The organism is Bradyrhizobium cytisi, from assembly GCF_008123515.1.
GTDB lineage: Bacteria > Pseudomonadota > Alphaproteobacteria > Rhizobiales > Xanthobacteraceae > Bradyrhizobium > Bradyrhizobium cytisi.
In genome coordinates, this window is sequence record NZ_VSSR01000005.1 from 97,471 (window position 1) to 122,528 (window position 25,058).

The 25,058-nt window shown below is 60.5% G+C and carries 15 protein-coding genes; 12 read left to right on the top strand and 3 right to left on the bottom strand.

Features of this window, described 5'->3' with window-relative positions; all coding sequences use genetic code 11:
- The first annotated feature begins 154 nt into the window (after positions 1 to 154).
- The 6 genes from FXB38_RS02355 (at position 155) to FXB38_RS02380 (ending at position 7,112) form a co-directional block, all read left to right on the top strand.
- The gene (locus tag FXB38_RS02355; protein WP_148749164.1) at positions 155 to 1,102 is read left to right on the top strand and encodes a MurR/RpiR family transcriptional regulator; all 948 of its coding nucleotides are present in this window, start codon (positions 155 to 157) and stop codon (positions 1,100 to 1,102) included.
- A gap of 118 nt (positions 1,103 to 1,220) precedes the next feature.
- A complete protein-coding gene (gene iolD / locus FXB38_RS02360) occupies positions 1,221 to 3,062 on the top strand; it encodes a 3D-(3,5/4)-trihydroxycyclohexane-1,2-dione acylhydrolase (decyclizing) (RefSeq protein ID WP_148749165.1) in 1,842 nt (613 codons plus the stop codon).
- A gap of 45 nt (positions 3,063 to 3,107) precedes the next feature.
- Entirely contained in the window at positions 3,108 to 4,007 is a 900-nt protein-coding gene (gene iolE / locus FXB38_RS02365; protein ID WP_148749166.1) for a myo-inosose-2 dehydratase, read from the top strand.
- Positions 4,008 to 4,144: 137 nt separating this feature from the next.
- Positions 4,145 to 5,119: a Gfo/Idh/MocA family oxidoreductase gene (locus FXB38_RS02370; RefSeq protein ID WP_148749167.1), complete on the top strand. Its 975-nt coding sequence runs from the start codon at positions 4,145 to 4,147 to the stop codon at positions 5,117 to 5,119.
- 76 nt (positions 5,120 to 5,195) lie between these two features.
- Positions 5,196 to 6,266: a Gfo/Idh/MocA family protein gene (locus FXB38_RS02375; RefSeq protein WP_246229608.1), complete on the top strand. Its 1,071-nt coding sequence runs from the start codon at positions 5,196 to 5,198 to the stop codon at positions 6,264 to 6,266.
- 36 nt (positions 6,267 to 6,302) lie between these two features.
- The gene (locus FXB38_RS02380) at positions 6,303 to 7,112 is read left to right on the top strand and encodes an SDR family oxidoreductase (RefSeq protein WP_148749169.1); all 810 of its coding nucleotides are present in this window, start codon (positions 6,303 to 6,305) and stop codon (positions 7,110 to 7,112) included.
- A gap of 50 nt (positions 7,113 to 7,162) precedes the next feature.
- Here the strand turns inward: FXB38_RS02380 and FXB38_RS02385 are convergent, their stop codons facing one another.
- A complete protein-coding gene (locus FXB38_RS02385) occupies positions 7,163 to 15,565 on the bottom strand; it encodes an alkaline phosphatase family protein (protein ID WP_148749170.1) in 8,403 nt (2,800 codons plus the stop codon).
- 390 nt (positions 15,566 to 15,955) lie between these two features.
- Positions 15,956 to 17,782 carry a glutamine--fructose-6-phosphate transaminase (isomerizing) gene (glmS, locus tag FXB38_RS02390; RefSeq protein ID WP_148749171.1) on the bottom strand — a complete coding sequence of 609 codons (1,827 nt, stop codon included), beginning with the start codon at positions 17,780 to 17,782 and terminating at the stop codon, positions 15,956 to 15,958.
- A 628-nt stretch (positions 17,783 to 18,410) separates the two neighbouring features.
- Here glmS and FXB38_RS02395 point away from each other — a divergent pair.
- Positions 18,411 to 18,650 (top strand): DUF6894 family protein, encoded by a 240-nt coding sequence (locus FXB38_RS02395; protein WP_148749172.1) that lies wholly within the window; start codon positions 18,411 to 18,413, stop codon positions 18,648 to 18,650.
- A 133-nt stretch (positions 18,651 to 18,783) separates the two neighbouring features.
- Here FXB38_RS02395 and FXB38_RS02400 read toward each other — a convergent pair whose 3' ends face one another.
- Positions 18,784 to 19,437 (bottom strand): LuxR C-terminal-related transcriptional regulator, encoded by a 654-nt coding sequence (locus tag FXB38_RS02400; protein WP_148749173.1) that lies wholly within the window; start codon positions 19,435 to 19,437, stop codon positions 18,784 to 18,786.
- Between the two features lie 677 nt (positions 19,438 to 20,114).
- On the opposite strand from FXB38_RS02400, the gene FXB38_RS02405 reads away from it, so the two are divergent.
- The 5 genes from FXB38_RS02405 (at position 20,115) to FXB38_RS02425 (ending at position 25,044) form a co-directional block, all read left to right on the top strand.
- Positions 20,115 to 20,921 (top strand): LuxR C-terminal-related transcriptional regulator, encoded by an 807-nt coding sequence (locus FXB38_RS02405; protein ID WP_148749174.1) that lies wholly within the window; start codon positions 20,115 to 20,117, stop codon positions 20,919 to 20,921.
- 478 nt (positions 20,922 to 21,399) lie between these two features.
- Positions 21,400 to 22,119 carry a nucleotidyltransferase family protein gene (locus FXB38_RS02410; protein WP_148749175.1) on the top strand — a complete coding sequence of 240 codons (720 nt, stop codon included), beginning with the start codon at positions 21,400 to 21,402 and terminating at the stop codon, positions 22,117 to 22,119.
- Between the two features lie 78 nt (positions 22,120 to 22,197).
- Positions 22,198 to 23,334 (top strand): DegT/DnrJ/EryC1/StrS family aminotransferase, encoded by a 1,137-nt coding sequence (locus FXB38_RS02415; protein ID WP_148749223.1) that lies wholly within the window; start codon positions 22,198 to 22,200, stop codon positions 23,332 to 23,334.
- Positions 23,331 to 24,017 carry a sugar transferase gene (locus FXB38_RS02420; protein WP_148749176.1) on the top strand — a complete coding sequence of 229 codons (687 nt, stop codon included), beginning with the start codon at positions 23,331 to 23,333 and terminating at the stop codon, positions 24,015 to 24,017. Before FXB38_RS02415 ends, FXB38_RS02420 begins: the two co-directional genes overlap by 4 nt.
- Before the next feature lie 19 nt (positions 24,018 to 24,036).
- Positions 24,037 to 25,044, top strand: a complete 1,008-nt coding sequence (locus FXB38_RS02425; protein WP_148749224.1) for an SDR family NAD(P)-dependent oxidoreductase — start codon at positions 24,037 to 24,039, stop codon at positions 25,042 to 25,044.
- The last annotated feature ends 14 nt before the right edge of the window (positions 25,045 to 25,058 follow it).

A 25,058-nucleotide genomic window follows, 5' to 3' on the forward strand; every position in this document is an offset into this window, starting at 1 on the left:
CTAAACAATTATCGTTGCTTAATTCTACTTTTGCAACAATAATTTCACGATCGGCAAATGAACTTTTTTGACACTGATGAACCACGCGGATTCCGAGATACGCCAAAGAAATGATTTTCAGGCGGGTGATGGAAATCGCAGGCGAGGAATGAGAATGCCAACCAAGCGCAGCGGACCAGCAGCAACAATCCCGAAAAATTATGAGGGGATCGTCAATCTGATCACTCGCGAATACCCAAACTTATCGACCGGATTTCAGCAGATCGCGAGATTCCTGACGCAGAATCCGAATGTGGTGGCACTCGAATCGATCAATGCCGTCGCCGCCAAATGCCGGACTCATCCATCGAGCCTCGTCCGCTTCGCGCAGAGCCTCGGCTACTCCGGCTTCAAACAGCTGCAATCTGTTTTTCAAACCAGACTTGCCACTGCCGCCCCCGGATTTCGGGAGCGCATCAGCGCTCTCGAAAGTGAACTTTCACGAAATAAGGACCACGGCAGTCTCGGCTATTTGCGGGATCTGGTCGTGCGCGACATGGCGGCACTTCAAGATCTTCTCGAAGTCATATCGGAAAAAACCCTCGCCGACACCGCCAAGCTGCTCGTGCAGGCGGAAACGATTTACATTGCCGGACAACTCCGATCCGAACCTATTGCATCGTTGCTCAGGTATCTTCTGACGATGCTGCGCCGCCGTGTCGTCCTTCTCGATCCTGCCGGTGGCCTGGCGCAGGAAATGGCGACGACCATGACCGACCGCGACGTCCTGATCGCAATCGCATTTCGACATTATGCAAAAGAAGTCGTCGTCATATCCGAGGTGGCCGTAGCCAACGGAACTTACATCATAGCCATTACCGACAGCCAATTGTCGCCCCTCGCAAAAGACGCCCGGACACTCTTCACGATTCCGGAGGACGAATATCTGTTCTCCAGGTCGCTCGCGGCACCGATGTGCTTGGTCCAGTGTATTGCGATGGCAACGGCCGCCCTGCTTCAGCCAGGCCGGGACTCGACGCCACGAATTCCGACGGTGACCGAGATGGCGCGCAATCGAACTGTCGCGCAAACACGGCAGCAAAGGCATTCTTCCAGGCGATGATATTGAGCGCTCCGGCGTTTTAGCAATTTATCTTGCTAAAAGCACGAAATGACAATAAATATTCCCGAAACCGAATATGCACCATCGAAGGTGATCGAGAATTTCGGGAGGAACGCGCATGTCGACGGTTCGCTGCACCATGGCGCAGGCCCTGGTTCGCTATCTGTGCAATCAGTTTACGATCATTGATGGCAGAAAGGAGATGCTTTTTCCCGGCGTCTTTGCCATTTTTGGCCATGGCAATGTCACCTGCCTGTCGGAAGCCTTGGAAGCCGTAAAAGATACTCTGCCGACCTGGCGCGGTCAGAATGAGCAATCGATGGCGCTTGCCGCCATAGGCTTCGCCAAGGCCAAACGCCGCCGCCAGGTCATGGTCGCCACCTCCTCGATCGGTCCCGGCGCACTGAACATGGTAACTGCCGCCGGAGTTGCCCATTCCAACCGCCTGCCGGTCTTGCTGCTGTCCGGTGATACATTCGTCAATCGCCGCCCCGATCCGGTCATGCAACAGGTCGAGCACTTCGGTGACCCTTCGATCAATGTCAATGACGCCTTTCGTGCCGTGACGCGTTATTGGGATCGCATTACCCACCCGGAACAGATCATCTCGTCGCTGCCGCAGGCTGTCGCTGTCCTGCTCGATCCGGCGGATTGCGGCCCGGCTTTCATCGCGCTGCCGCAGGACGTGCAGGAAATGGCCTGGGACTACCCGGAAGCCTTTTTCAAGCCAACCGTCCATGCCATTGCACGTCCGCGCGCCGACAAGGATCGTCTGGCTCAGGCGCTCGAAATTCTCAAGAGCGCCAAACGACCGCTGATCATTTCAGGCGGAGGCGTGCGCTATTCCGGCGCCGAAGAAGTTCTCGGCGCTTTTGCAACGGAGCACGGCATTCCGGTTGCCGAAACCATCGCGGGCAAAGGTGCGTTCACGCACCATCACCCAGCTCATATCGGTCCGATCGGCATCGTTGGCTCGACCTCGGCCAATGCTCTCGCAGCTGAAGCCGATATCATTCTGGCTATCGGCACCCGCTTGATGGATTTTACCACGGGATCATGGACTTGCTTCGCGCCGGACGCGAAATTCGTCTCGATCAACGCAGCGCGCTTCGACGCAACCAAGCATCAAGCCCTCGCGGTGATCGGCGACGCACGCGAGACCGTTGCTGAACTGGCAGCTTCCCTCAAAGGGTGGAAGTCCGACGTGACATGGACCAATCACGGCAAATCCGAGTTTGCGAAATGGAACGCTGCGCTCGATTCCTATCAGAGACCCACGAACGAACCCATTCCAACCTATGCGCAGGTGGTTGGCATCGTCAGTTCGCATGCCGGCGAGCGCGACTATCTCATAGCTGCCGCCGGCGGCCTGCCCGGCGAAGTGATGAAGAACTGGCGCGTCAAAACGCCCAATACTTTCGACTGCGAATTCGGTTTCTCCTGCATGGGCTATGAAATCGCGGCTGGATGGGGCGCGGCCATGGCGGACCCAACCCGCGTCCCGATCGTCATGGTGGGTGACGGTACCTACATGATGATGAACTCGGATATCTATTCAACCGTTCTCACCGGCCACAAGATCATCGTGATCGTTTGCGACAATGGCGGCTATGCCGTGATCAATCGCCTGCAGAACGGCAAGGGCGGCGCAAGCTTCAACAACCTGATCAAGGATTGCCGCGTCAAGCAACCGTTCGCCGTGGACTTTGCCAAACACGCCGAATCTATGGGAGCGCTCGTGCGGAAGGTCGAAAGTCTCGCCGATCTCGGTGCTGCCATGGATTGGGCCTTGGGCACCGATCGTACCACGGTGTTGACCATCGTCTCCGACGCTTTCACCTGGACGCCCGGCGATGCCTGGTGGGATGTCGGCGTGCCGCAAGTCAGCGCCCGCGAGGGCGTTCTCGAGGCCTCGAAAGGCCAACTGGACGGCCGCAAAAAACAGCGTGTCGGCGTTTAGCGCCGTTTGCGCAAGTGACAAGCGGTTTAACTCCCGGAGACTCCTATGAAGGCGAAATTGGGTATCGCTCCGATCGCGTGGTGGAATGACGACCTGGAGGAGCTGAGCGATGATGTTTCGCTCGAAGAATGTCTGCGTCAGGCGAGCGACGCCGGTTTCACCGGCATGGAGACGGGCCGCCGTTTTCCGATGGACGCGAACGTGCTTGGCCCCGTCCTGAAAGCCCACAGAATGAAGGTATGCGGCGGCTGGTTCTCCGGTCTGTTGCTCGATGGCGATTTGGAACAGGAAAAGCAACGCGTCACCGAGCAAATGGCGTTGTTCAAGGCTGTCAACGCCCCCTGCATCGTTTACGGCGAATGCGCACGTACTGTTCAGGGCGATCGTTCGAGGCCTCTGGCAACGAAGCCCAAGCTTTCGGAGGCCGAAATCAAGGTCTATGCCCACAAGATGACGAAGTTTGGCGAATGGTGCGCCGAGCAGGGCATGCCGCTATCCTATCACCACCATATGGCCGCTGTGATCGAGACCGAGCCGGAACTCGACATGTTCATGAGACATTCCGGCGAAGGCATCCCGCTGCTGTTTGATGCAGGCCACATGGCTTTTGCTGGCGGCGACGTCATGCGCGTCATCGACAAGCACCACAAGCGCATCACGCATGTTCACACCAAGGATGTGCGCATGGATGTGATCGGCAAGCTTGACCGCACCAGAGAGAGTTTTCTCGACGCGGTCGTCAAGGGCGCCTTCACGGTGCCTGGCGACGGCTCGCTCGACTTCGCCTCCATCGTCGGACGACTGGCCTCCTATGGCTATGAGGGCTGGTTCGTCGTCGAGGCCGAGCAGGATCCGAAGATCAATCCACCGCTCGCAATGGCAAAAAGAGGACACGCGGAGCTGGTGCGCGTAATGGCCTTGGCTGGCTATGAGGTCGTTCGATGAATCGCTTGGGTCGTAGGGTGCGCATGATCGCCGCGTGAGGCGGGGTCTCATCACGGCGCTCGCCCGGGAGGACGACTGCGAGCGGATCGAACGCATCCGGAAGGCGTTGGGCCGCGGAAGCCTAAAGGAGCAAGGAAATGGGCGTTGGTGTAGGTGTCATTGGAACGGGCGTGATGGGTTCGGAACATGCGCGCCTTGTCAGCCGCGAGATCCCCGGCGCGCATCTGGCGGGGGTCTTCGACGCCGACGCCGCCCGCGCGCAAGCGGCCGCGGCGGGCGCCACTGTCTTTCCTGACCCTCGATCTCTGATCGCCTCAGACCGCATTGAAGCGGTGATCGTCGCATCGCCGGACGGGACGCATGCGGAGATGACCTTGGCCTGCCTGGAAGCGGGCAAGCCCGTCCTGTGCGAAAAGCCGCTGGCCTTCTCCGCGGCGGAAGCCCTGCGCGTGGTTCAGACTGAAGTCGCATTGAAGCGCAGGCTGATCCAGGTCGGCTATATGCGGCGGTTTGATCCCGGCTATCAGGAGATGAAGCGGATAAAGGACGAAGGCGCTGTGGGCGCAACCGTCTTGCTGCACAACGTCCACCGAAACGTCAGCGCGCCGGAGTGGTTTACCGGACCGATGGCGGTGACGAATTCATTCGTGCACGAGATCGACATCAGCCGATGGCTGACCGGATCGGAAATGGTCTCGGCTCATGTCGCCAGCGGGCCCGGCGGCGAACCGCTGATGATCACGATGCGGACCGACCGCGACGAGATCGTGTCGACCGAGGTCAATATCAACGCCGCCTACGGCTATCATGTCCATGCCGAACTGGTGGGTCGGGAAGGAACGATCGCGCTGGCGCTGCCCTCGCTCACGATGTGCAATAGGGACCGCATTGGCGGAGTCGCCTATCCCGGCAATTGGATTCCGCGGTTTGCGGACGCTTATCGCAGGCAATTGACCGACTGGATTGGCGCGGTGACGACAGGAACTCCGGTTGGGGCGAGTGCCTGGGACGGCTATATCGCCTCTGCCATCGCCGAGCAGATCGCAGCAGGTCTAACCGAGAACCAAGCGACGACGTTGAAATACCCGTCACGTCCCTCGTTGTACGACTGAACCCATACGCCAAGCCACAGGCGAGACGTTTCATCCCCTTTCAGGCATTCCATCGGCGACATCAGGGAGAGAATTGATGATCAATTATGCCGTCGTCGGCGCCGGCTGGATTTCGCAGCAAGCGTTCCTGCCCGGCGTGGTTCAGTCGGGAAATTCGCGGGTTGCGGCCATCGTGACCGGCGACCGCGCCAAGGCAGCGCGCCTCGCGGACTTTTACGACATTGGCTCGGTTGTCGGCTATGACGGCTACGACGCCCTGATCGCCAGCCCCAGGATCGACGCGGTCTACATCGCCCTGCCGAACCACATGCATGCCGATTACGCCATTCGGGCCGCACGCGCCGGCAAGCACGTCATGGTCGAGAAGCCGCTCGCCGTGAGCGAGGACGAAGCGCTCGCCATGATCGTCGCGGCGCGCAGCGCCAACGTGTTTCTGATGACCGCGTACCGGCTGCACCACGAACCGGGAACCGTCGCCGTTCTCGAACACATCCGCGCCAACGCCATCGGCCGACCGCTGTTCTTTCAGTCGGTGTTCAGCTTCCAGACGTCTCTGGGGAATCATCGGTTGCAAGCGACGGCCTGGGGTGGCCCGCTTCAGGACGTCGGCGTCTATTGCATCAACGCCGCCCGTCACATCTTTGCGGAAGAGCCGATCGAAGCCATAGCGACGGCGCACCGGCCGGTCGACGACCCGCGCTTTGGCGAGGTGGACGCCTCGGTGGCTGCAACGTTGCGATTTCCCTCGGGCGGCCTCGCACAATTCGTCGCCAGCTTCGCGGCAGCGGCGGTCGACAATTATCGGGTCGTGGGAACGACGGGCGACCTGGAGCTCGATCCTGGCTTCAGATTCGAGACTGCGACACGGCTGCGGCTGCGCAGTGACGGAAAGATCGCCGAGACCCGGTTTCCGCAAATCGATCATTTTGGCGCGCAGGTCGCGTATTTCTCGGACTGCATCAGATCGGGAACGCCGCCTGAAGCGGATGGCGACGAGGGCTTGGCGGACATGCGCGCACTGCTCGCCATTCAACGGGCCGCTTCAACCGGGGTACCGCAAGCGATTTCGGCTCAACCGCGCTCTCGCCACCCGACCCCCGACATGGTGCGGCTTACTCCCGTAACTGATCGTCGCCTCGTTGTCTGATTGCTACGGCCGGTTACCAAATCGAAGGACATCGTCATGAGCGGACTGACTGGAAAAATTGCGGTCATTACCGGTGGCACGCAGGGACTCGGCGCAGCCATCGCGAGGTTGTTTGCCGATCGTGGCGCATCCGGCATCGTGACTTGCGGCCGCTCGGCGGCAAAAGGCCAGACGAAAGCCAGAGAAATTCAGGATGCAACCGGCACGAGGGTTGTGTTTGTCGCCGCCGATTTGGGCAAGGTCGAAGATTGCCGGACCGTCATAGCAAAGGCCGACGCAGAATTCGGCCGCGTCGACGTACTGGTGAATGCCGCTGGAGTAACAGATCGCGGCACGATCCTCGATACGTCGCCTGAATTGTTCGACAGGATCTTCAATGTCAACGTTCGCGGCCCATTTTTCCTGATGCAGGAAACGATCAAGATCATGCGCCGTGAAAAGATCGCGGGCAACATCGTGAATATTGGTTCGATGTCGGCCAAAGCCGGCCAACCGTTCATCGCCGCCTATTGCTCGTCAAAAGGCGCCCTGGCAACACTTACGGAGAATACGGCCTATGCCGTCATGCGCAATCGTATCCGCGTCAACGGGCTGAATATCGGATGGATGGCCACCGAAGGCGAAGACCGGACTCAGATCGAGCATCATGGTGCAAGCTCGGATTGGCTGAAACAGGCGTCGGCCGTTCAACCATTTGGCCGTCTCATTGACCCCCATGAGGTTGCGCGCGCCGTTGCCTTTCTGTCGACGGATGAGTCAGGTCTGATGACGGGGTCCATGGTGAACTACGACCAGTCGATCTGGGGTGCATACGGCTCCTCGCCACAGCCCGAGTCTGCGCTGTAGATTGATCGCCGCACTCCTTTCCACCAAGCGGGTGACCGGATCCACCGTGCTCATCCCGTGTGAAAATGGGGAGCAGCCAGCAACGCCGGGTCCTGCAAGCAGCCGGTCGGATAAAATGCCTGGTGGATCGGGCCAGAGGCGTCTCCGGGCAACCTGGCGGCTGCCGCGAATTGATCCATCATGGCTGCAAGGCGACCAATATGCCCCGCATCCCCGCTCGAAGGGTCATTCGGGCCAGCCGATGAAGACTGCGCTGCACCCGACGTTGGCGCCGGAGGATCGGTCACTTGCATGGTCTGCGCCACCGACGTCGCGGTTTCGCCCGTAGTTGTGTTGCTCGCCGTTACCGTGAACGTAGCGACCGGGTGGTCGGTGCCCGTATAGCTCGACGACAGCGTCAGCCCGGTGAGTAGATTGCCTGTCGTGGAGGAGCCCTCGGTAATGGACCAGGTATAGGTTCCGTTGGATTGAAGGCTGCTCGTCACAGTGTTTCCGGCTGGGGCTGTGATCGACTCGTAACTGGGCAAGCCGCTGATCGTCAGCGACAGTTTGTCGTCGGAGTCGACGGGCGTCGCGGTGATGCCCAACGCCACGGATCCTCCGGCCTGCACGGTCAGCGAGGTGTTGCTGATGGTCAGTGCCGGGACCTCGGGCCCCGCGTCCTGATCCACCGCGGCCAGCGCGGCCCCGCCGGCAGCCGTCCCAAACACTTGAATGGGCGGCGCTGTCGCGGCGTTGTTGGGAGCGGTCAAGCCCAATGAATCAGTGATCGTGCTCAGAACATTGTAGTGATTGTAGGCGGCGCCGTAGTTTCCCGCGACCACGTTGGCGCCATACAAGAGAGTTGGAACCTGATTGGAAGCAGCCTCGGAAGTCGAATCGTCATTTTCGTCCCAGGTCACGATCAGCAGCGAATTGTTGTTGACCGCCCACTGAGCATAGCCGCCCAGGTTTTGCTGAAGCCATTTATCACCCTGGGCGATCGTCCCGTCGTGCATGTCGTTGCTCACGCTGGGAATGACGAACGAGACGGTCGGCAGGCTCGAATAATTGCCGTTGGCAAAAAGCGCCGGGAAGCTGGTGAAATCCGTTTGAACCGTGCGCCCCTCCGGGAATGAAACCCAGGGGTCATGATTGAAGTCACTGCCGATCCCGCCCTCGTCCACATAGCCCGTGAACGAGAGACCCGCGTTGTGCAAGACCGTGTAAAGTGTTGGGTCCGGGAGGCTGTAGGAGTTGTCGTCCGTTGTACCGAATGTCGAGCCGGCATAGAGTGCGAAATAGTCCGGCTGGCTTGGATGAGCCTCCGACGTCATGTTGGTTAGCGATGCGCCGCCGGCCATGAGGCTGTTGATGTAAGGTGCTTGGCTATTGCCGGCGATCTGGTCATAGTTGTGGTTTTCTTCAACGACGACCACGATATGGCTGTACTTCGGTACGCCAGTGGTGGTCGTGGTCGGGTTGACCTGCAGGGTGCCGGTGGGATTGTAGTTGGCGGCGCCAGACAAGTTGGCGGCGTTGCCGGGTCTGTCGTTGATCGCCCCACCGTTGAGGTTCAAAGACGAGATGGCGAGATCGGACGTGGTCTGGCCTGCCGCGACCGTGTAGCTGAAGGTGAGCGCGGTGCCGCCGGAGCCACCGGTGTAGCTCGCCGTGCCGCCATCGTTGAGGGTGAGCGTCGGCGTGCCGCCGGTGGTGTTGACTGTGACGGCCTCACTGAGATTGACGGTCAAGGTGACGACTTGGCCGGTGTTCACACTGCCGGTGCCGTTGGTGATGCCGGTGCCGGTCGCGACGATCGAGGCGATTGTCGGCGCCGTCGTATCGATCTGCAGAATTCCGACCGGGTTGGAGTTGGTGGCGCCCGCCAGATTGGCGACGTTGCCGTTGCCGTCGACGATGGTTCCGCCGTTGAGGGTGAGCGATGAGACGATGAGATCGGCGGTGTTCTGGCCTGCCGCGACCGTGTAGCTGAAGGTGAGCGCAGTGCTCCCCGAACCGCCGGTGTAGGTTGCCGTGCCGCCATCGTTGAGAGTGAGCCGCGGGGCGCCCCCGGCGGTATTCACCGTCACGGCCGCACTGAAGTTGACCGTCAGCGTGACCACCTTGCCGGCATTGAGATCGCCGACGCCGTTGGTGATGCCAGTGCCGGAGGTCGCGATCGAGGCAATCGTCGCGGGCGGCCTGTTGACCTGCAGGATGCCGGTCGGATTGTAATTGGTGGCGCCCGCCAGATTGAGAACATTGCCGGCGCCGTCGTTGACGACCGCGCCGTTGAGGTTGAACGCCGAGATGGCGAGATCGGCTGTAGTCTGCCCCGCCGCGGCCGTGTAGCTGAAGGTGAGCGCGGTGCTGCCTGAGCCGCCGGTATAGCTCGCCGTGCCGCCATCGTTGAGGGCGAGCGTCGGCGTGCCGCCGGTGGTGTTGACCGTCACCGCCTCGCTCAGATTGACCGTCAAGGTGACGACCGCGCCAGTATTCACATTGCCGGTGCCATTGGTGATACCGGTGCCGGTCGCAACGATCGAGGCAATCGTCGGTGCCGTCGTGTCGATCTGTAACGTGCCGGCCGGATTGTAGTTGGTGGCCGCCGTCAGATTGGCAGCAATGCCGTTGCCACCGGTGATCGTCGCGCCGTTGAGGGTGAGCGATGAGACGATGAGATCGGCGGTATTCTGGGCTGCCGCAACCGTGTAGCTGAAGGTGAGCGCCGTGCTCCCCGAGCCGCCGGTGTAGCTTGCCGTGCCGCCGTCGTTGAGGGTGAGCCTCGGGGTTCCGCCCGCGGTATTGACCGTCACGGCCGCACTGAAGTTCACGGTCAACGTGACCGCCTTGCCCGCGTTGAGATCGCCGGCGCCGCTGGTGATGCCGGTGCCCGAGGCCGCGATCGAGGCAACCGTCGGTGCCGTCGGGTTGACCTGCAGGATGCCGGCGGGATTGTAGTTGGTCGCGCCGGCCAAGTTGGCGCCGTTGCCGGCGCCGTCGCTGATGACGGCGCCGTTGAGGTTGAGCGACGAGATGGCGAGATCAGACGTGGTCTGGCCTGCCGCCACCGTGTAGCTGAAGGTGAGCGCTGCGCTGCCTGAGCCGCCGGTATAGCTCGCCGTGCCACCATCGTTGAGGGTGAGCGTCGGTGCGCCACCGGTGGTGTTGACCGTCACGGCCTCGCTGAGATTGACGGTCAAGGTGACGACGGCGCCGGTGTTCACATTGCCGCTGCCGTTGGTGATTCCGGTGCCGGTCGCAACGATCGAGGCAATCGTCGGCGCCGTCGTGTCGATCTGAAGGGTGCCAGTCGGATTGTAGTTGGTGGCGCCTGACAGGTTAGCGGCGTGGCTGCCGCCATCGGTGATGCTCGCGCCGTTAAGGTTGAACGACGAGATGACGAGATCGGCGGCGTTCTGGCCTGCCGCCACCGTGTAGCTGAAGGTGAGCGCAGTGCCGCCCGAACCGCCGGTATAGCTCGCCGTGCCGCCATCGTTGAGGGTCAGCGTCGGTGCGCCGCCGGTGGTGTTGACCGTCACGGCCGCGCTGAAGTTGACCGTCAGCGTGACCACCTTGCCAACATTGAGATCGCCGGCGCCGCTGGTGATGCCGCTGCCCGAGGACGCGATCGAGGCAACCGTCGGCGCCGTTGCCGCGGAACCCTGGACGGCGATCTGAGCGACCACAGTCTGCCACCAGCCGTTGGCCACGTATTCGTTCGATATCCAGAATCCGTTTGCGTTGTTCGGATCGGCTATTGCGGTCGAATAGGTCCCCCAACGCTGGTCGTTCAGACTTCCGGTATCAAGAAACGTGGTGCTCGCCTGGTAAAGCGTCGGGCCGCTGAAAGCGGAAGCGCCGGCGCCGAGCACCATGTAGTAGTCGGAAGGATACATGTTCGGCCCCGAGGCCGAGAAATTGATGAGCACGTCGCCGTTCTTGTCGACCGCAATCGAAGGATCGAACACGGCGACACCCGTGCCGATGGACGCGCCGGAAATGACGTTCCCGATGACAAATTGCGGATTCGTGGGATCGGTGACATCGAGCTTGAACCACTCGATTTGAGCGAGCCCCCCTGCGGTCGGCATGGCTTCGCTCACGCCGTAAACGTAATTGTGTCCTCCCGAGGAAGTGTAGGCAAGGCTTTGGATGCGCCCGTCGTTAATGCCGATCCTCTTGGTCGTGCCCAACTGCGCGGCGGTGTAGTCGCTTCCGCCCCCTCCCACATCGGCGTCGCCGAGGAAGATCGTTTGGGTCCCGCTGAAGCCATGCGTCGGATCGTACGTTTGATATGCGAGCGCGGTTTCCCTCGCGGTCGAATGGGCGCTCAAATAGTAGGTCACCCCGTTGTCGCCGGCGACGTTGCGCATGATGCCGGCGGTCCCAGGTACGCTACTGCTGGCGTCAGGCGTGATCGCGCCGTTTCCAGCGGCTATTACCCTGCTTTCGTTGACGACGAATTCGCCATTGTTGTAGCCGCCTCCCGCGTCTAGAAATTCGGGCGTGGAGATATAGATTTTGCCGTTGCTGACCGACAGATAGGGCATGTCCGATTGGGTCGTGGTGCCGTTGGACGTGTCGATCGAAGCCAAATACCAGCCGTCGCTCGGATTGCTATCCACCGACACGGCGACGTCGATATTGGTGGCGAAGTTCCCGCCTCCTGGTTGAAAATTATCCACAGTGACCACATAGCGGCCGGTCGAACTGTCATAGACGGCGCGCGCATCGAGAAGGCTGTTGTCAAGCGTGCCGCCAAGCGACGAGAACAAGCTATACAATGATCCGTTGGATACAATTGGATTGCCGCTAAGGTCGGTTATCTCGTAGTGCGTGGTCTCCGCGGTGAAAATGTAATTCGGCCCTACCGCTAACGCATTTTGGGGCGGATTGTTGGTCCGGTCGGACAATCCGGAAAATGAGCGAGTGACCGAGGCGGACGCCCTCGCCGGCGTCGACGAATAGAAGTTGAGTGCCGGTACGCCGGCGCTGGCGCCGATCGGCGCAGCGCCGTAAAGGCTTTCGATCGTGGCAAGCAGGGAATAGGGGTCAGCCGGCGAGTCGTTGACGGCCCCTGCCGGAACGCCTCCGCCGACGACGATTGCCGCAACGTGATTGGGGTAGGTCACCGCCGGATTGGTGTTGTTTTCGTCGAAGGTGACGATCAGCAGCGAATTGTTGGCCTGCGCCCAGGCCGCGTAGGCAGAGAGATTGGCCTGGACCCAGGCGTCGCCCGCCGGAATCCCGCCGCCGTTGTCGCTTGTCGGCGTCATGTTGTCGGCGTCGTTGGGCGAAGCATAGGAAACCGTCGGAAGGTTGGCGAAGCCGGCCGCGGTCTGAGGGAAAGCGCTGAAATCGTGACCATCGTTGGCCGAATTGGCGAAGTGGATCCACGGTTGGCGTTCGGGATCCGCCGTGGTTTCGGCGTAACCGCCGAACGTGTAACCGCTAGCGGCGAGCGTGCTCGCCAGCGTCGGTACGCTGGCCGGAAGTTGGGGAAAGGTGCCGTTGTTGGTGACGCCCTGCGTCGAGCCGGAAAACAGGGCAATGTAATTGGGCTGGCTCGGATGGGTCACACCGTAGTAATTGGTGAGCAGCATCCCCTGAGCGATCAGCGAGTTCAGGTAAGGCGCCTGGGAACTACCTACGATGTCGGAGTAGTTCTCGTTTTCCAGGGAAAGGACGACGATGTGGCTAGGTCTGGCGGTGGTGGCCGGGTTGACCTGCAGGGTGCCGGCGGGATTGTAGTTGGTCGCGCCGGCCAAGTTGGCGCCGTTGCCGGCGCCGTCGCTGATGACCGCGCCGTTGAGGTTGAGCGACGAGATGGCGAGATCAGACGTGGTCTGGCCCACCGCCACCGTGTAGCTGAAGGTGAGCGCTGCGCTGCCTGAGCCGCCGGTATAGCTCGCCGTGCCACCATCATTGAGGGTCAGCGTCGGTGCGCCACCGGTGGTGTTGACCGTCACCGCCTCGCTGAGATTGACGGTCAATGCGACGACCTGGCCGGTGCTCACATTGCCGCTGCCATTGGTGATGCCGGTGCCGGTCGCAACGATCGAGGCAATCGTAGGCGCGGTCGTGTCGATCTGCAGGGTGCCGGTCGGATTATAGTTGGTGGCACCTGACAGGTTAGCGGCGTTGCTGCCGCCATCTGTGATGCTCGAGCCGTTAAGGTTGAACGACGAGATGACGAGATCGGCGGTGTTCTGGCCTGCCGCCACCGTGTAGCTGAAGGTGAGCGCAGTGCCGCCCGAGCCACCGGTGTAGCTCGCCGTGCCGCCATCGTTGAGGGTCAGCGTCGGTGCGCCGCCGCTGGTGTTGACCGTCACGGCCGCACTGAAGTTCACGGTCAGCGTGACCGCCTTGCCCGCGTTGAGATCGCCGGCGCCGCTGGTAATGCCGGTGCCCGAGGCCGCGATCGAAGCAACCGTCGGTGCCGTCGGGTTGACCTGCAGGATGCCGGCGGGATTGTAGTTGGTCGCGCCGGCCAAGTTGGCGCCGTTGCCGGCGCCGTCGCTGATAACCGCGCCATTGAGGTTGAACGCCGAGATGGCGAGATCGGACGTGGCCTGGCCCGCCGCCACCGTGTAGCTGAAGGTGAGTGCGGTGCTGCCCGAGCCGCCGGTATAGCTCGCCGTGCCGCCATCGTTGAGGGTCAGCGTCGGTGCGCCAACGGTGGTGTTGACCGTCACGGCCTCGCTGAGATTGACGGTCAAGGTGACGACCGCGCCGGTATTCACATTGCCGGTGCCGTTGGTGATGCCGGTGCCGGTCGGAACGATCGAGGCAATCGTCGGCGCCGTCGTGTCGATCTGAAGGGTGCCGGTCGGATTGTAGTTGGTGGCGCCTGACAGGTTAGCGGCGTGGCTGCCGCCATCGGTGATGCTCGCGCCGTTAAGGTTGAACGACGAGATGACGAGATCGGCGGTGTTCTGGCCTGCCGCCACCGTGTAGCTGAAGGTAAGCGCAGTGCCGCCCGAACCGCCGGTATAGCTCGCCGTGCCGCCATCGTTGAGGGTCAGCGTCGGTGCGCCGCCGGTGGTGTTGACCGTCACGGCCGCACTGAAGTTGACCGTCAGCGTAACCAGCTTGCCGGCATTGAGATCGCCGCCGCCGTTGGTGATCCCGGTCCCGGAAGCGGCAATCGAGGCAATCGTTGGGCCGGTTGCCGCGGAGTTCTGGATGGCGATCCGGGCGACCGACGTCTGCCACCAGCCGCTGGCGACGTATTCATTCGATATCCAGAACGAACTCGGATTGTTGGGGTCGACGGTGGCTGATGAATTGGAGCCCCATGGCTGCACGCTGCTTCCATCGCCCGAGTTGAAAAAACTGGTACTCGCCTGATACAGGACCGGCGCGCTGAAAGAACCGGCGGGATCGCTGCCGCCCTGGAAGACGTAGTAGTCCGCCGGATACATGTTCGGACCACTGGCGGTGAAATTGATGACGACATCGCCCGATGCGTCCACAGCGATGGACGGATTGAAGGTTGCCACACCGGTTCCGATTGCGGCACCGGAGATGTCGCCCTGTGCCACGAGGGACGGAGCACTCGGATTGCTGACGTCGATCTTGAACCAATGGACCAGCGGCACGCTCGAGCCGCTCGGCTTCATCTCGGCCACTCCATAGAGGAAGCCGTTGGCATAGACCATGTTGGCAATGCGGTTATCGCCGGCATCGAGCAGGAGGCTCGTCCCCTGCTGCTGGGCGGTGTAGCTGCCGCCCTGGTCGATATTGCCAAGGGCGATCGTGCTGGTGGCGCTGAAACTATTGGTGGTCTTGTCGTAGGTCTGCAGGCCAACGACGACCTGGCCTCCGCTGGAGAAGGCGCTCGCGTAGTAGGTCTTGCCATTGTTGCCGGCTGCAACGGCAAAGATGTCCTGCGTCGACGGCATGACTTCGCTTGTGGTCACGCTCAACGTGCCGCCGCCATAGATGCCACCGCCAGCACCGGCCGTATCGCCGATCACCCAGTTTTCCGTGCCGGCGTAACCGGACACGTTGATGTTGTACTGTGCTGCCGAGATGTAGACGTTCGAACCGTCGACCGCCAATGTCGGGCGGTCAGAGTCAGTCGACTGACCGTTGATCGTGACAGTCGTATTGAGCTGCGAGAAGGTCCAGCCATCGTTCGGATTTGAGTCCTTGGAGACGGCAATATCCATGGCGGTGGTGGTGCCGTCCGGCGCCAGGTACTCCATCATCGCGACAAAGCGCTGATTGACGCTGTCGTAGATGACGCGCTGATCGAAAAGGCCGCCGGTCGGCGACAGCGATGAGAAGAAGCTGTAGACCGACTGCTGGGTCGGCGACCCGCCGGTCAGGTTCGTCCATTCGATCAGCGATCCCTCGATCATCACAACGAAGTTCGACCCGACGGCAAGTCCGTTGTGCGGCGGATAGGTGCTGGTGGTCGATGGCCCGGAAAACGATGTCTGGATGGTCGAGGAATAGGTCACCTTAATGCTCCCTCTGTCCGAGTCTGCACATCATTTTTGAACATTCACGTTGCCGCATAACATTCGGCCGGGCCGCGGCGAAATTCGGTGAAGTTCGCAAGTCAACGTTTGGCGGAGCTTTGCAATCCAGGTTTTCCTCCGGATGCGCCAATGCGCATGCCGGCCCCACAGATAGATGATCTCTGTCCGCCTTCGGAGCTAACGCTGTCTCTGGCGGGTCGCTTGATATTGGACGACGTGTAAGCTGGAATTTGTAGCAGGACGACGGACTATTCTGTCGACCCAAAGGGAGTACTCCCCCCATCGGATCCGAGTGTTGCCCGCACTTTCGTTGCGTTACCGGCGACGCCGGGCGACCGCGAGACACTGTGCCGCAAGGGACATTTGCTTCTACTCGACCGTCACCGATTTGGCGAGATTGCGCGGCTGGTCCACATCGGTGCCCATGATCACGGCCGTATGATAGGCGAGCAACTGGATGGGAACGGCGTAGACGATCGGCGCGAAGGTCGGCACCATGTCCGGCAGCAGTACCGTGGCTTCGGGCTCCACGGCCGCCTCCGCCGCTCCCCTGGCATCAGTCATCAGAATGATCCTGCCCCCGCGCGCGGCGACCTCTTGCATGTTCGACATGGTCTTTTCGAACACACCGTCGAACGGCGCGATGACCACAACAGGCATGTTCTCATCGATCAGGGCAATCGGGCCATGTTTGAGTTCGCCTGCGGCATAGCCTTCGGCGTGGATGTAGGAGATCTCTTTCAGCTTCAGCGCGCCTTCGAGCGCCAGCGGATAGCTGGTGCCGCGGCCAAGATAAAGCACGTCCCGCGTTTTCGCGATGGTGCGAGCCAGCTTCTCGATCTGCGGCTCGCTGGCGAGGGCCGCCACCATCAAACGCGGCACTTCGATCAACGCTCTGACCAGCCTCCTCTCCTCGCCCGCGGAGATCTCGCCGCGCGCTGCTCCCGCAGCGACCGCGAAGGCGGCGAGCGCCATCAGTTGACACGTGAAGGCCTTGGTGGAGGCGACGCCGATTTCCGGACCAGCCAGCGTCGGCAGCACTATGTCGCTCTCACGCGCAATGGTGGAAGTCGGCACATTCACGACGGAGACGGTGTGCGCCCCTTTTTCCTTGGCATGGCGAAGTGCCGCCAGCGTGTCGGCGGTCTCGCCCGATTGCGAGATGAAGATCGCGAGGTCGCCTCTGCGGAGTGGCGCTTCGCGATAGCGGAATTCGGAGGCAATATCGACATCAACCGGGATATGTGCCAGCTGTTCGATCCAGTACTTCGCGATCGCGCCGGCATAGCTTGCGGTGCCGCAGGCCGTAATCGTCGCGCGCCTCACGTCGCTGAAGTGGAACGGCAGCTTGATCGGCAACGCTGCCCGCTCGGCTCTCATATCGACATAGTGGGCGAGCGTGCGGCCGACCACGTCCGGCTGCTCGCAAATCTCCTTGGCCATGAAATGGCGATAGTTGGCCTTGTCGGCGACGAACGATGCCCCGCCCGAATTCAGCACCTCGCGGGCAACGACCGCGCCATTCGCGTCCCGGATCACTCCTTTCTCACGGGACAGCTCCACCCAGTCACCGTCCTCGAGATAGCTGATGCTGTCGGCGAAGGGAGCGAGTGCAATCGCATCTGAACCGAGATAGGTCTCGCCTTTGCCATACCCCACCGCCAGAGGCGAACCCCTGCGTGCTCCGATCAGAAGATCGCGATATCCCTTGAAAAGGAACACTAAGGCAAAGGCGCCACGCAGCTGCGGCAACGACGCCCACACGGCTTCCTGAGGCGAATAGCCCATCAGCAGGTAGGAATGAACGAGATGTACGACGACTTCCGTATCGGTATCGCTCGTGAAGGTGGCGCCCTTCTCTTCCAGCGCCTGGCGCAGTTTTCTGAAGTTCTCGATGATGCCATTGTGCACTACGGCGACGCGCTCGGTCGCATGTGGATGGGCATTGTGCTCGGTCGGCTTGCCGTGCGTGGCCCAGCGCGTGTGACCAATTCCGGCATCACCGCTCAGTGGGTCGGCAAGCAGCCGCGCCTCCAGGTTCTTGAGCTTGCCTTCGGCCCGGCGGCGTTCGAGACGACCGTCATCGAGAGTTGCCAGGCCCGTTGAGTCATACCCCCGATATTCGAGCCGCCTGAGTGAATCGATCAATCGCCCCGATACCGCGGTTCGTCCTAGAATACCGATAATTCCGCACATTTGTCAGATCCCTCGCCCCCGCCGACAATCAGAAATGCACGCGCACGATGATCATCGTCGCCCAATACACGGTTCGCGCAAATTGAGGCGGTCGAATCGGGAGAATTGCAGCAACAAACGCGGGGTACTCCGCTCGAGCGAGCGAATGCGGCAAGCGCCCTCCTCTGTTCGAGGAGGCGCTCGCGCGGCGCAGATCAATGTTGTGAATGCGATTACGGCGGGTGGATCCGCGATCCCGGACCCAGACCGTGCTGCCAGGCGCCTCACGCGAGTCGCTTCAATGATTGCTGCCTGAGAGTCGGCGCGAACGCCTGCAAGTGAATCAGCAGGGCAAGCCCTCCGCCGTCGCTATACCTTCGATGCGAAGAGATCGCGGCCCCGGCGGGGGGCTGATTTGCAGGGAAGCCGGGGCCGCCGAACACGCCGAATTGGGCAATTGCGGCGCAACGTGAGCTTAGAGCGCAAGAAGCAATAATCCATGTCAATCACGAGAATCCGGTTCGACGTTGAGGTACTCAACAATGATCATGGACGTGGAATGGCAGCTCGTCGTAGGTCCACTCGGGGACGCTACTGCGACGTCCGCTTGGTTTTGTCCCGGGGATGCACTCGTTTTCCGGAAGCGCCAATGCCCCGCTATTTTTTCCACGTTCACGACGGCGGCGACTCAGTACCAGACGACCTCGGCTTGGATCTCCCCGACATCGACGCCGCGCGGACGGCGGCCATTGAGTTGAGCCGCGAGATCTTGCGAAGTGACGTCGTCGGACCATTTCAGGACTATCCGTCTTGGCGGATCGAGGTGAGCGACAGCCCTGAACTGACCAGTCTGCCACTGTTTGTCCTCCATTTTTCGGTCGAGCAATAGCCTGCAGCAAGCACCTGCTGATAGAACCCCGCTGGCGTCGGATTAATCCCGGTCGAACGTCAGTTGGCCTCGGCAGACCATCGCTCGCGCACGGGACTGGAAGCAAGAACGGCTTTCAGAGCTCTCCGCTCATTCATTCCGTCGACTTGGCCGGAGTGCCCCGATCAATCCGCGAAATGGCCAAGGCCGCGAGCGCTGTCCGGTTGCTGATCTCCAGCTTCTGGAAGATGTGGTGAAGATGGACTTTGATTGTGCCGTCGGCAATGTTCAAGCGGCGTCCAATTTGCTTGTTTGATAGTCCTTCCGAAACCAAGCGCATGATCTGACGCTCTCGGTCCGTCAGCACAGCCAGCGCACTCTCTGAATTCACCTCGTGCCCCGCCGGCATAACCTGATCAATTGAGGATTGCGGCACGATTCTTTCGCCGCTTGCGATTTGCCGTAAAGATTGCACCAGCGCTTCGGGTAAGGTCTCCTTCAGGATCACGCTGCAGCCATCGAACGCGTCCGGCGAGATCAGCCCGTAGACTTCTGAGGGGATGAAAAACACCAGGCGGATCGGGCGATCGGCTGGATTGAGGGCAGAGGAGCCCAGTGCGATCAGCTCGGACATCGTTGAATCGAGAATCGCGATATCGGGCGCAAGGCTGTCGATCGCCTGCACGCAGCTAGCAGCATCACCACAAGATGCAACAATTTCGAAGTCATCTTCCGAGCCGAGCACGCTGGTCAAACCTCGCAAGACCACCGGATGCCGGTCTGCAATCACTATTCTTGTGCAATTCATTGGGCTTCTCAATCAGTCGCCCCCGCTTCTCAATCAGTCGCCCCCGATGTCAACGTTCACCCACCTCTCATTGTTTCACGTCTCTGCCGGCCATACGGCCCCGCGCGATATCTTACCGCAGAACTACGATCATTGTCCCGGGGCGCCTCGCCCGTAGAACCCCGGTGCGGATCGCCACATTGCGTTCTCGCGACGAGAAATTCCCGTAACGACGCCCCAGAAACTCATATTTCCTACTTCTGGCAGCTTCATCAATACACCTGTCCCGGCGATTGCGCCGGTCGGCGATATTTCAGTCCGACCCGCGGCTCTAGGGATTCACGCAATGTGCGGAAACATTTTGATGTTGGCTCATCTGCAGATTGCGTGAATCGCGCTCCGCGACGCCAGTGGATTCCGCAAGTGCACCTATAACGAACGGTATATATGGAAATCGAAAATCCGGATTTAACGTTCATAAAACCTTAACAAACAAATTAAGGGCCAAGAACCTGCCAAATAACGGCAAAGGCTGGAAGCACACAGCCGGGGTAGCACGAAAGAGTAGCCGCCGAACAAAACCGATCAACTGAGCGACCTGTAAGGAGGCAGGCGGAATGATCGGCGGAGTTCACTTTGACTTCTAAATGTTTCGAAAATGTTTCGTTGCAGTCGTAGCGTAGGTGCTGGAGGGTACAATGCCGAGGCGTCAGTCTTATGAAACAATTCTTATTGGAAAGAACATTTTAGTCAGAGAGGGAATTTCACGGATCCTACATGCTGCAAATTTCAGGATCGTGCTCTCTGCTTCGAGCGCTGATGAGCTACCAAGCGAGCTCCAATCACATCAGCTGCTGTTTCTCATTATCCACAACGGCGATAGCTTCGATGTCGCCTTGGAGCAAATCCGTTTCGTCAGAGCTCGAAGCCCTGATGCTCGGATCGCAGTCGTATCGGATCATTATTGCCCAAGCGACCTTGTCTCGGCCCATCGGGCTGGTGCGAGCGGCTATTTCGTGAACGTCAATTCTTGCGATGCCTTCATCAAATCCATTGAGCTCGTGACGATGGGAGAGGCCGTCTTTCCTCCGGCATTCCTGTCGTTCGCGCTTGACGGCATTCTTGAGCGCGAAGCGGCACCGACCGAAGAGGTCGAGCATGGCATCGTGCTCACCGCGGGGGAGCCGGTTGCGCCACATCTTTCTCCACGTGAGAAGGCGATCTTGTCTTGCTTGATCGAGGGCAGTTCGAACAAATCCATCGCCCGAAAGATCGACATAGCCGAGGCGACCGTGAAAGTTCATGTTAAGGCGATCCTGCGCAAGATCCGGGTCCAGAACCGAACCCAGGCTGCGATCTGGGGAATGAACAATGGGTCACTGGTGCACTCCGCAAATGGACACACCTTGCCCTCGATCATCCCTCAACCCGTAGGCTTCAGCGCGTTGCGATCCGATCGCCGAAATCACGCCAATCAAACTCCGGGCGTTACCAAACTCGACTAGCGGACCCTGGCCGCGTCTACCACCTCATCGCAACGGCGTCTCGACAAGCGATAAAGGACTAATCCCGCGGCACGGCAACCATCACGCGGTCTGCAATCTTCTCGACGCGCCACAGCAGCCACGCTGCTGTGGCGTTCGTCTGTCGTGCAGACCTCGACCGTCCCGGTTCACCCACAGCGCACTGATAGTGCTTTGATTTCCGCCGTGCTTGAACGCGCCAACCAGCACGGCTACGTGGCCATCGCCTTTCGCGCTCGCGCGTCTGCGCGCGGCATTCGAAATCGATCACGGTCGCACTGAATGCACTTGATCGTGTCCGCATACCCAAATCGTCTCATGCAAATGCACGAAGACGCGTCAGCTGAATTGCGCTTACGTTCTTTACACGCTCCTGCCCGATCAGCACGCTGAGATCGGACTTATGCGGGCGAAAGTACATAATTGAACGATTGCAAATTCTAGCAATGCGGAGGGTCTTATGAAGGCGGTTATTCAATGCGGCGGCAAAGGAACTCGCTTACGCCCCCACACCTCAATTTTGCCGAAACCACTTATGCCAATCGGTGCGCGTCCCGTACTTGAGCTCGTTCTCAAGTGGCTCAGGCGGAACGGGATCAGGGAGGTCTACGTCACGACCGGATATCTGGGCCACCTTATCCGCAGCGTCTGCGGAGACGGCAACCAGTGGAACATGCGCATCAACTATACGCAGGAAATGGAGCCGCTCGGAACCATTGGCCCACTGTCGCTGCTGCGCGACCAACTCGACGAGCCGTTTCTCGTACTCAATGGCGACGTGCTGACGGATCTGAATCTCAATCAGTTCGTGAACTGCCATCGGCGCAGCAACTCTCCGCTCTCGATCGCCACGTCGATCCGGCCGACCAAGATGGACTTTGGCGTGATCGAAGAGATGGAAGGGCGCGTGAGCGATTTCCGCGAAAAGCCCGAGCTCACGCATCTCGTCAGCATGGGGATCTACTGCATGGACCCGTCTATCGTCGAGCGGATCCCGTCAGGCGTTCCCTTCGGGTTTGACGATCTGATGTTCCAGATGCTCAACGAGGACGTGCCAGTCAACGTCTTCAAGCACAGCGGCCTCTGGCTCGACATCGGACGCGTCGAGGACTTCCTGAAAGCACAGGATGTCGCATGGGACGAACAGTCCCCTGCACTCGCAAGTTTCGCCGCCGCCTGAGGCCGATTCTCATCCTGCAGTGATCGCAACAGTCGCGCTCGCGGCGCGAGCTCGCGCCCAGAATTGGAGATGAACAACATGCTATTGGTATCAGAGCCGGTCCTGGGCGAAGAGGAGAAGGGCGCTCTCGCCGCGGTCATTGAAAGCGGCTGGGTGACGATGGGAGATCGAGTTCGCGACTTCGAGCAGGCGTTCGCCCGCCTGCACGAGGCCGAGGATGCGGTCGCCGTCGGCTCCTGCACGGCGGCCCTCCACCTCATCCTGCACGCCCTTGGCATTGGCCCCGGCGACGAGGTCCTCGTCCCCTCGCTGACCTTCGTAGCGACCGCCAACAGCGTCCTCTATGTCGGCGCCAAACCAGTCTTCGTCGATATCGGGTCGGCAGAGGTTCCACTGATGTCGCTGGACGAAGCGGAAGCAAGGTGCACCTCCAGGACCAAGGCCATCATCCTCGTTCATTTTGCCGGCTACCTTGCACATCGCGATGCCTGGCAATCCTTTGCACGCCGGAAGGGGCTGCTCTTGATCGAGGACGCCGCCCATGCACCCGGACTGCCCGAGGTCGGCAGCTATGGCGAGGCAGCCGCCTTCAGCTTCTACGGAAACAAGAACATGACCACGGCCGAAGGAGGCGCGATCATTGCGCGCAGCCGGGCCCTGCGCGAGACCATCCGGCAGGCCCGCGCTCATGGGATGACAAGCGGTGCACGGCAACGCCTCACCAGCCGCCGTCCCGACTACGACGTGACGGTTCTCGGCTTCAACTACCGGATGGACGAGCTGCGGGCTGCGCTTGGCCTCGTGCAGCTCAAGAAGTTGCCGGAATGGAACGAGATCAGGCGGCGGTTGTCGGCCACATACCGTGAGCTCATGGCGGAACATTGCCCATCGGTGATGATACCTTTTGAAGATCCCTGGCCGTCGACCCACCATTTGATGCCGGTGGTGCTGCCGCCGGCAACCAGCCGGCAGCGCGTCATCGATCGCCTGCGCAAGCATGGCATTCAGACCACGGTTCACTATCCGCCCGTTCACCGCCTGACTTTCTACAGAGATCTCTATCCAGAGATTCTCCTGCCACGCACCGAGGATTTTGCTCGACGCGAATTGACGCTGCCTTTGCATCCACGAATGACGACGGCGGATGTCGAGAAAGTCGTGGTTGCACTGACGACTGCACTCACCACCGATTTCCCAGTGGGGGCGGTAGCATGACCCTGCCCGAGATAGCGAACCGGTGGGGCGCGCAATCTCGTTCATCTCGCTTGAGTGCACGGCGCGCAATCGATGTTCTCTGTGCCGGCACCGCGATGGTATCGCTTTCACCCGTCTTCGTCGTTGTCGCGTTCGTCATTTGGCTCGAGAGCGGGCGGCCACTCCTGTTCTCGCAACTTCGCCTGGGACAAAGCGGCGAACCGTTTCGCATGTACAAGTTTCGCAAGTTCGGACCGAGCTGCGGAAGCGGCGGCTCGCCCCTGACGCTGCAGGAGGATGAACGTTTGACGGCCGTCGGCCGAATCCTCGCCGCGACCAAGCTGGATGAGCTGCCGCAGCTCTGGAACGTCCTGCGCGGCGACATGTCTCTCGTCGGCCCCCGACCGGAGTCTCTCAGCTTTTCCGATTGCTTTCGCGACGGCTTCGAAAAGCTGCTCGACTACAAACCAGGTGTGTTCGGCCCGTGTCAGGTCCTGTTCAGACACGAAAACAGGATGTACCCCACCGACGCGCCGGCAGCGGAGTACTATCGAAAAGTGCTGTTTCCAGCCAAGGCGAAGATCGACCTTGCCTATTTTCCGCGACGGACTCTCGTATCGGATTTCGGCTGGATCGCCCGTGCCGGGCACGTCATCGCCGTGGAATGCTGGGGCGCGTTAACGCGGAAGCTTCGATCAAGATGAGAGAAAGAGAGGGGCGATGATGACCTATCTTGGAGCAAAAGTTCTCGTGACAGGAGCCGACGGCTTCATCGGATCGCACCTGACGGAGCACCTCGTTTCGGCAGGAGCTGACGTAACTGCGTTGGCGCAATACAACTCCTTCGATAGCCATGGTTGGCTCGACGATATCCCCCAAACAACCCGACAGAAGCTCAATCTCGTGCGCGGCGACATTCGCGACGCGGCCTTCGTCAGCCGGCTAGTCCAGGGCCATCACTATGTCTTTCACCTCGCGGCGCTGATCGCCATACCCTATTCCTATCTCGCGCCGCAATCCTACGTGGAGACCAACGTACTCGGTACATTGAACATCCTCGAGGCCGCACGCCAACACGGCATCGAACGGCTGGTCGTGACGTCGACGAGCGAGGTCTATGGTACGGCGATGAAGATGCCGATCGATGAATCTCACCCGCTGCAAGGGCAATCGCCCTACTCCGCCTCCAAGATCGGCGCAGACATGATGGCCGAGGCCTTCGCGCGCTCGTTCGGCGTTCCCGTCGTAATCCTCAGACCGTTCAACACGTTCGGACCTCGGCAAAGCGAACGCGCGATCATCGGCACGATCATCCGGCAGGCCCTCGATCCGGAATGCGGTGCGATCATGGTCGGTGATACGACCACCGTCCGCGATCTGACATTCGTCACGGATACAGCCGCGGCATTCATGGCGGCCGGACTAGCGGACGGCGTCGAATATGGTCATGCCTACAACGCCGGCAGTCAGCGCGCCATCACAATTGGTGATCTGATCGACAACATTCTCGAGCTGACGTCCAGTCACAAGCCGGTCCTTCGCGACGAAAAGCGCCTGCGGCCGACAAATTCGGAAGTGCGCGCGCTCCTTGCCGACTCCACCCGGTTCGTACGGGCGACCGGCTGGACGCCGAAGGTCACGCTGCGCGAGGGACTGGAGCGAACCGTCAATTGGTGGCGCGGTCGCCTCTCCACTAAGAAAATCCGACAGCAGACGGATTTTATTACATGACGAGGCCGCGCAAC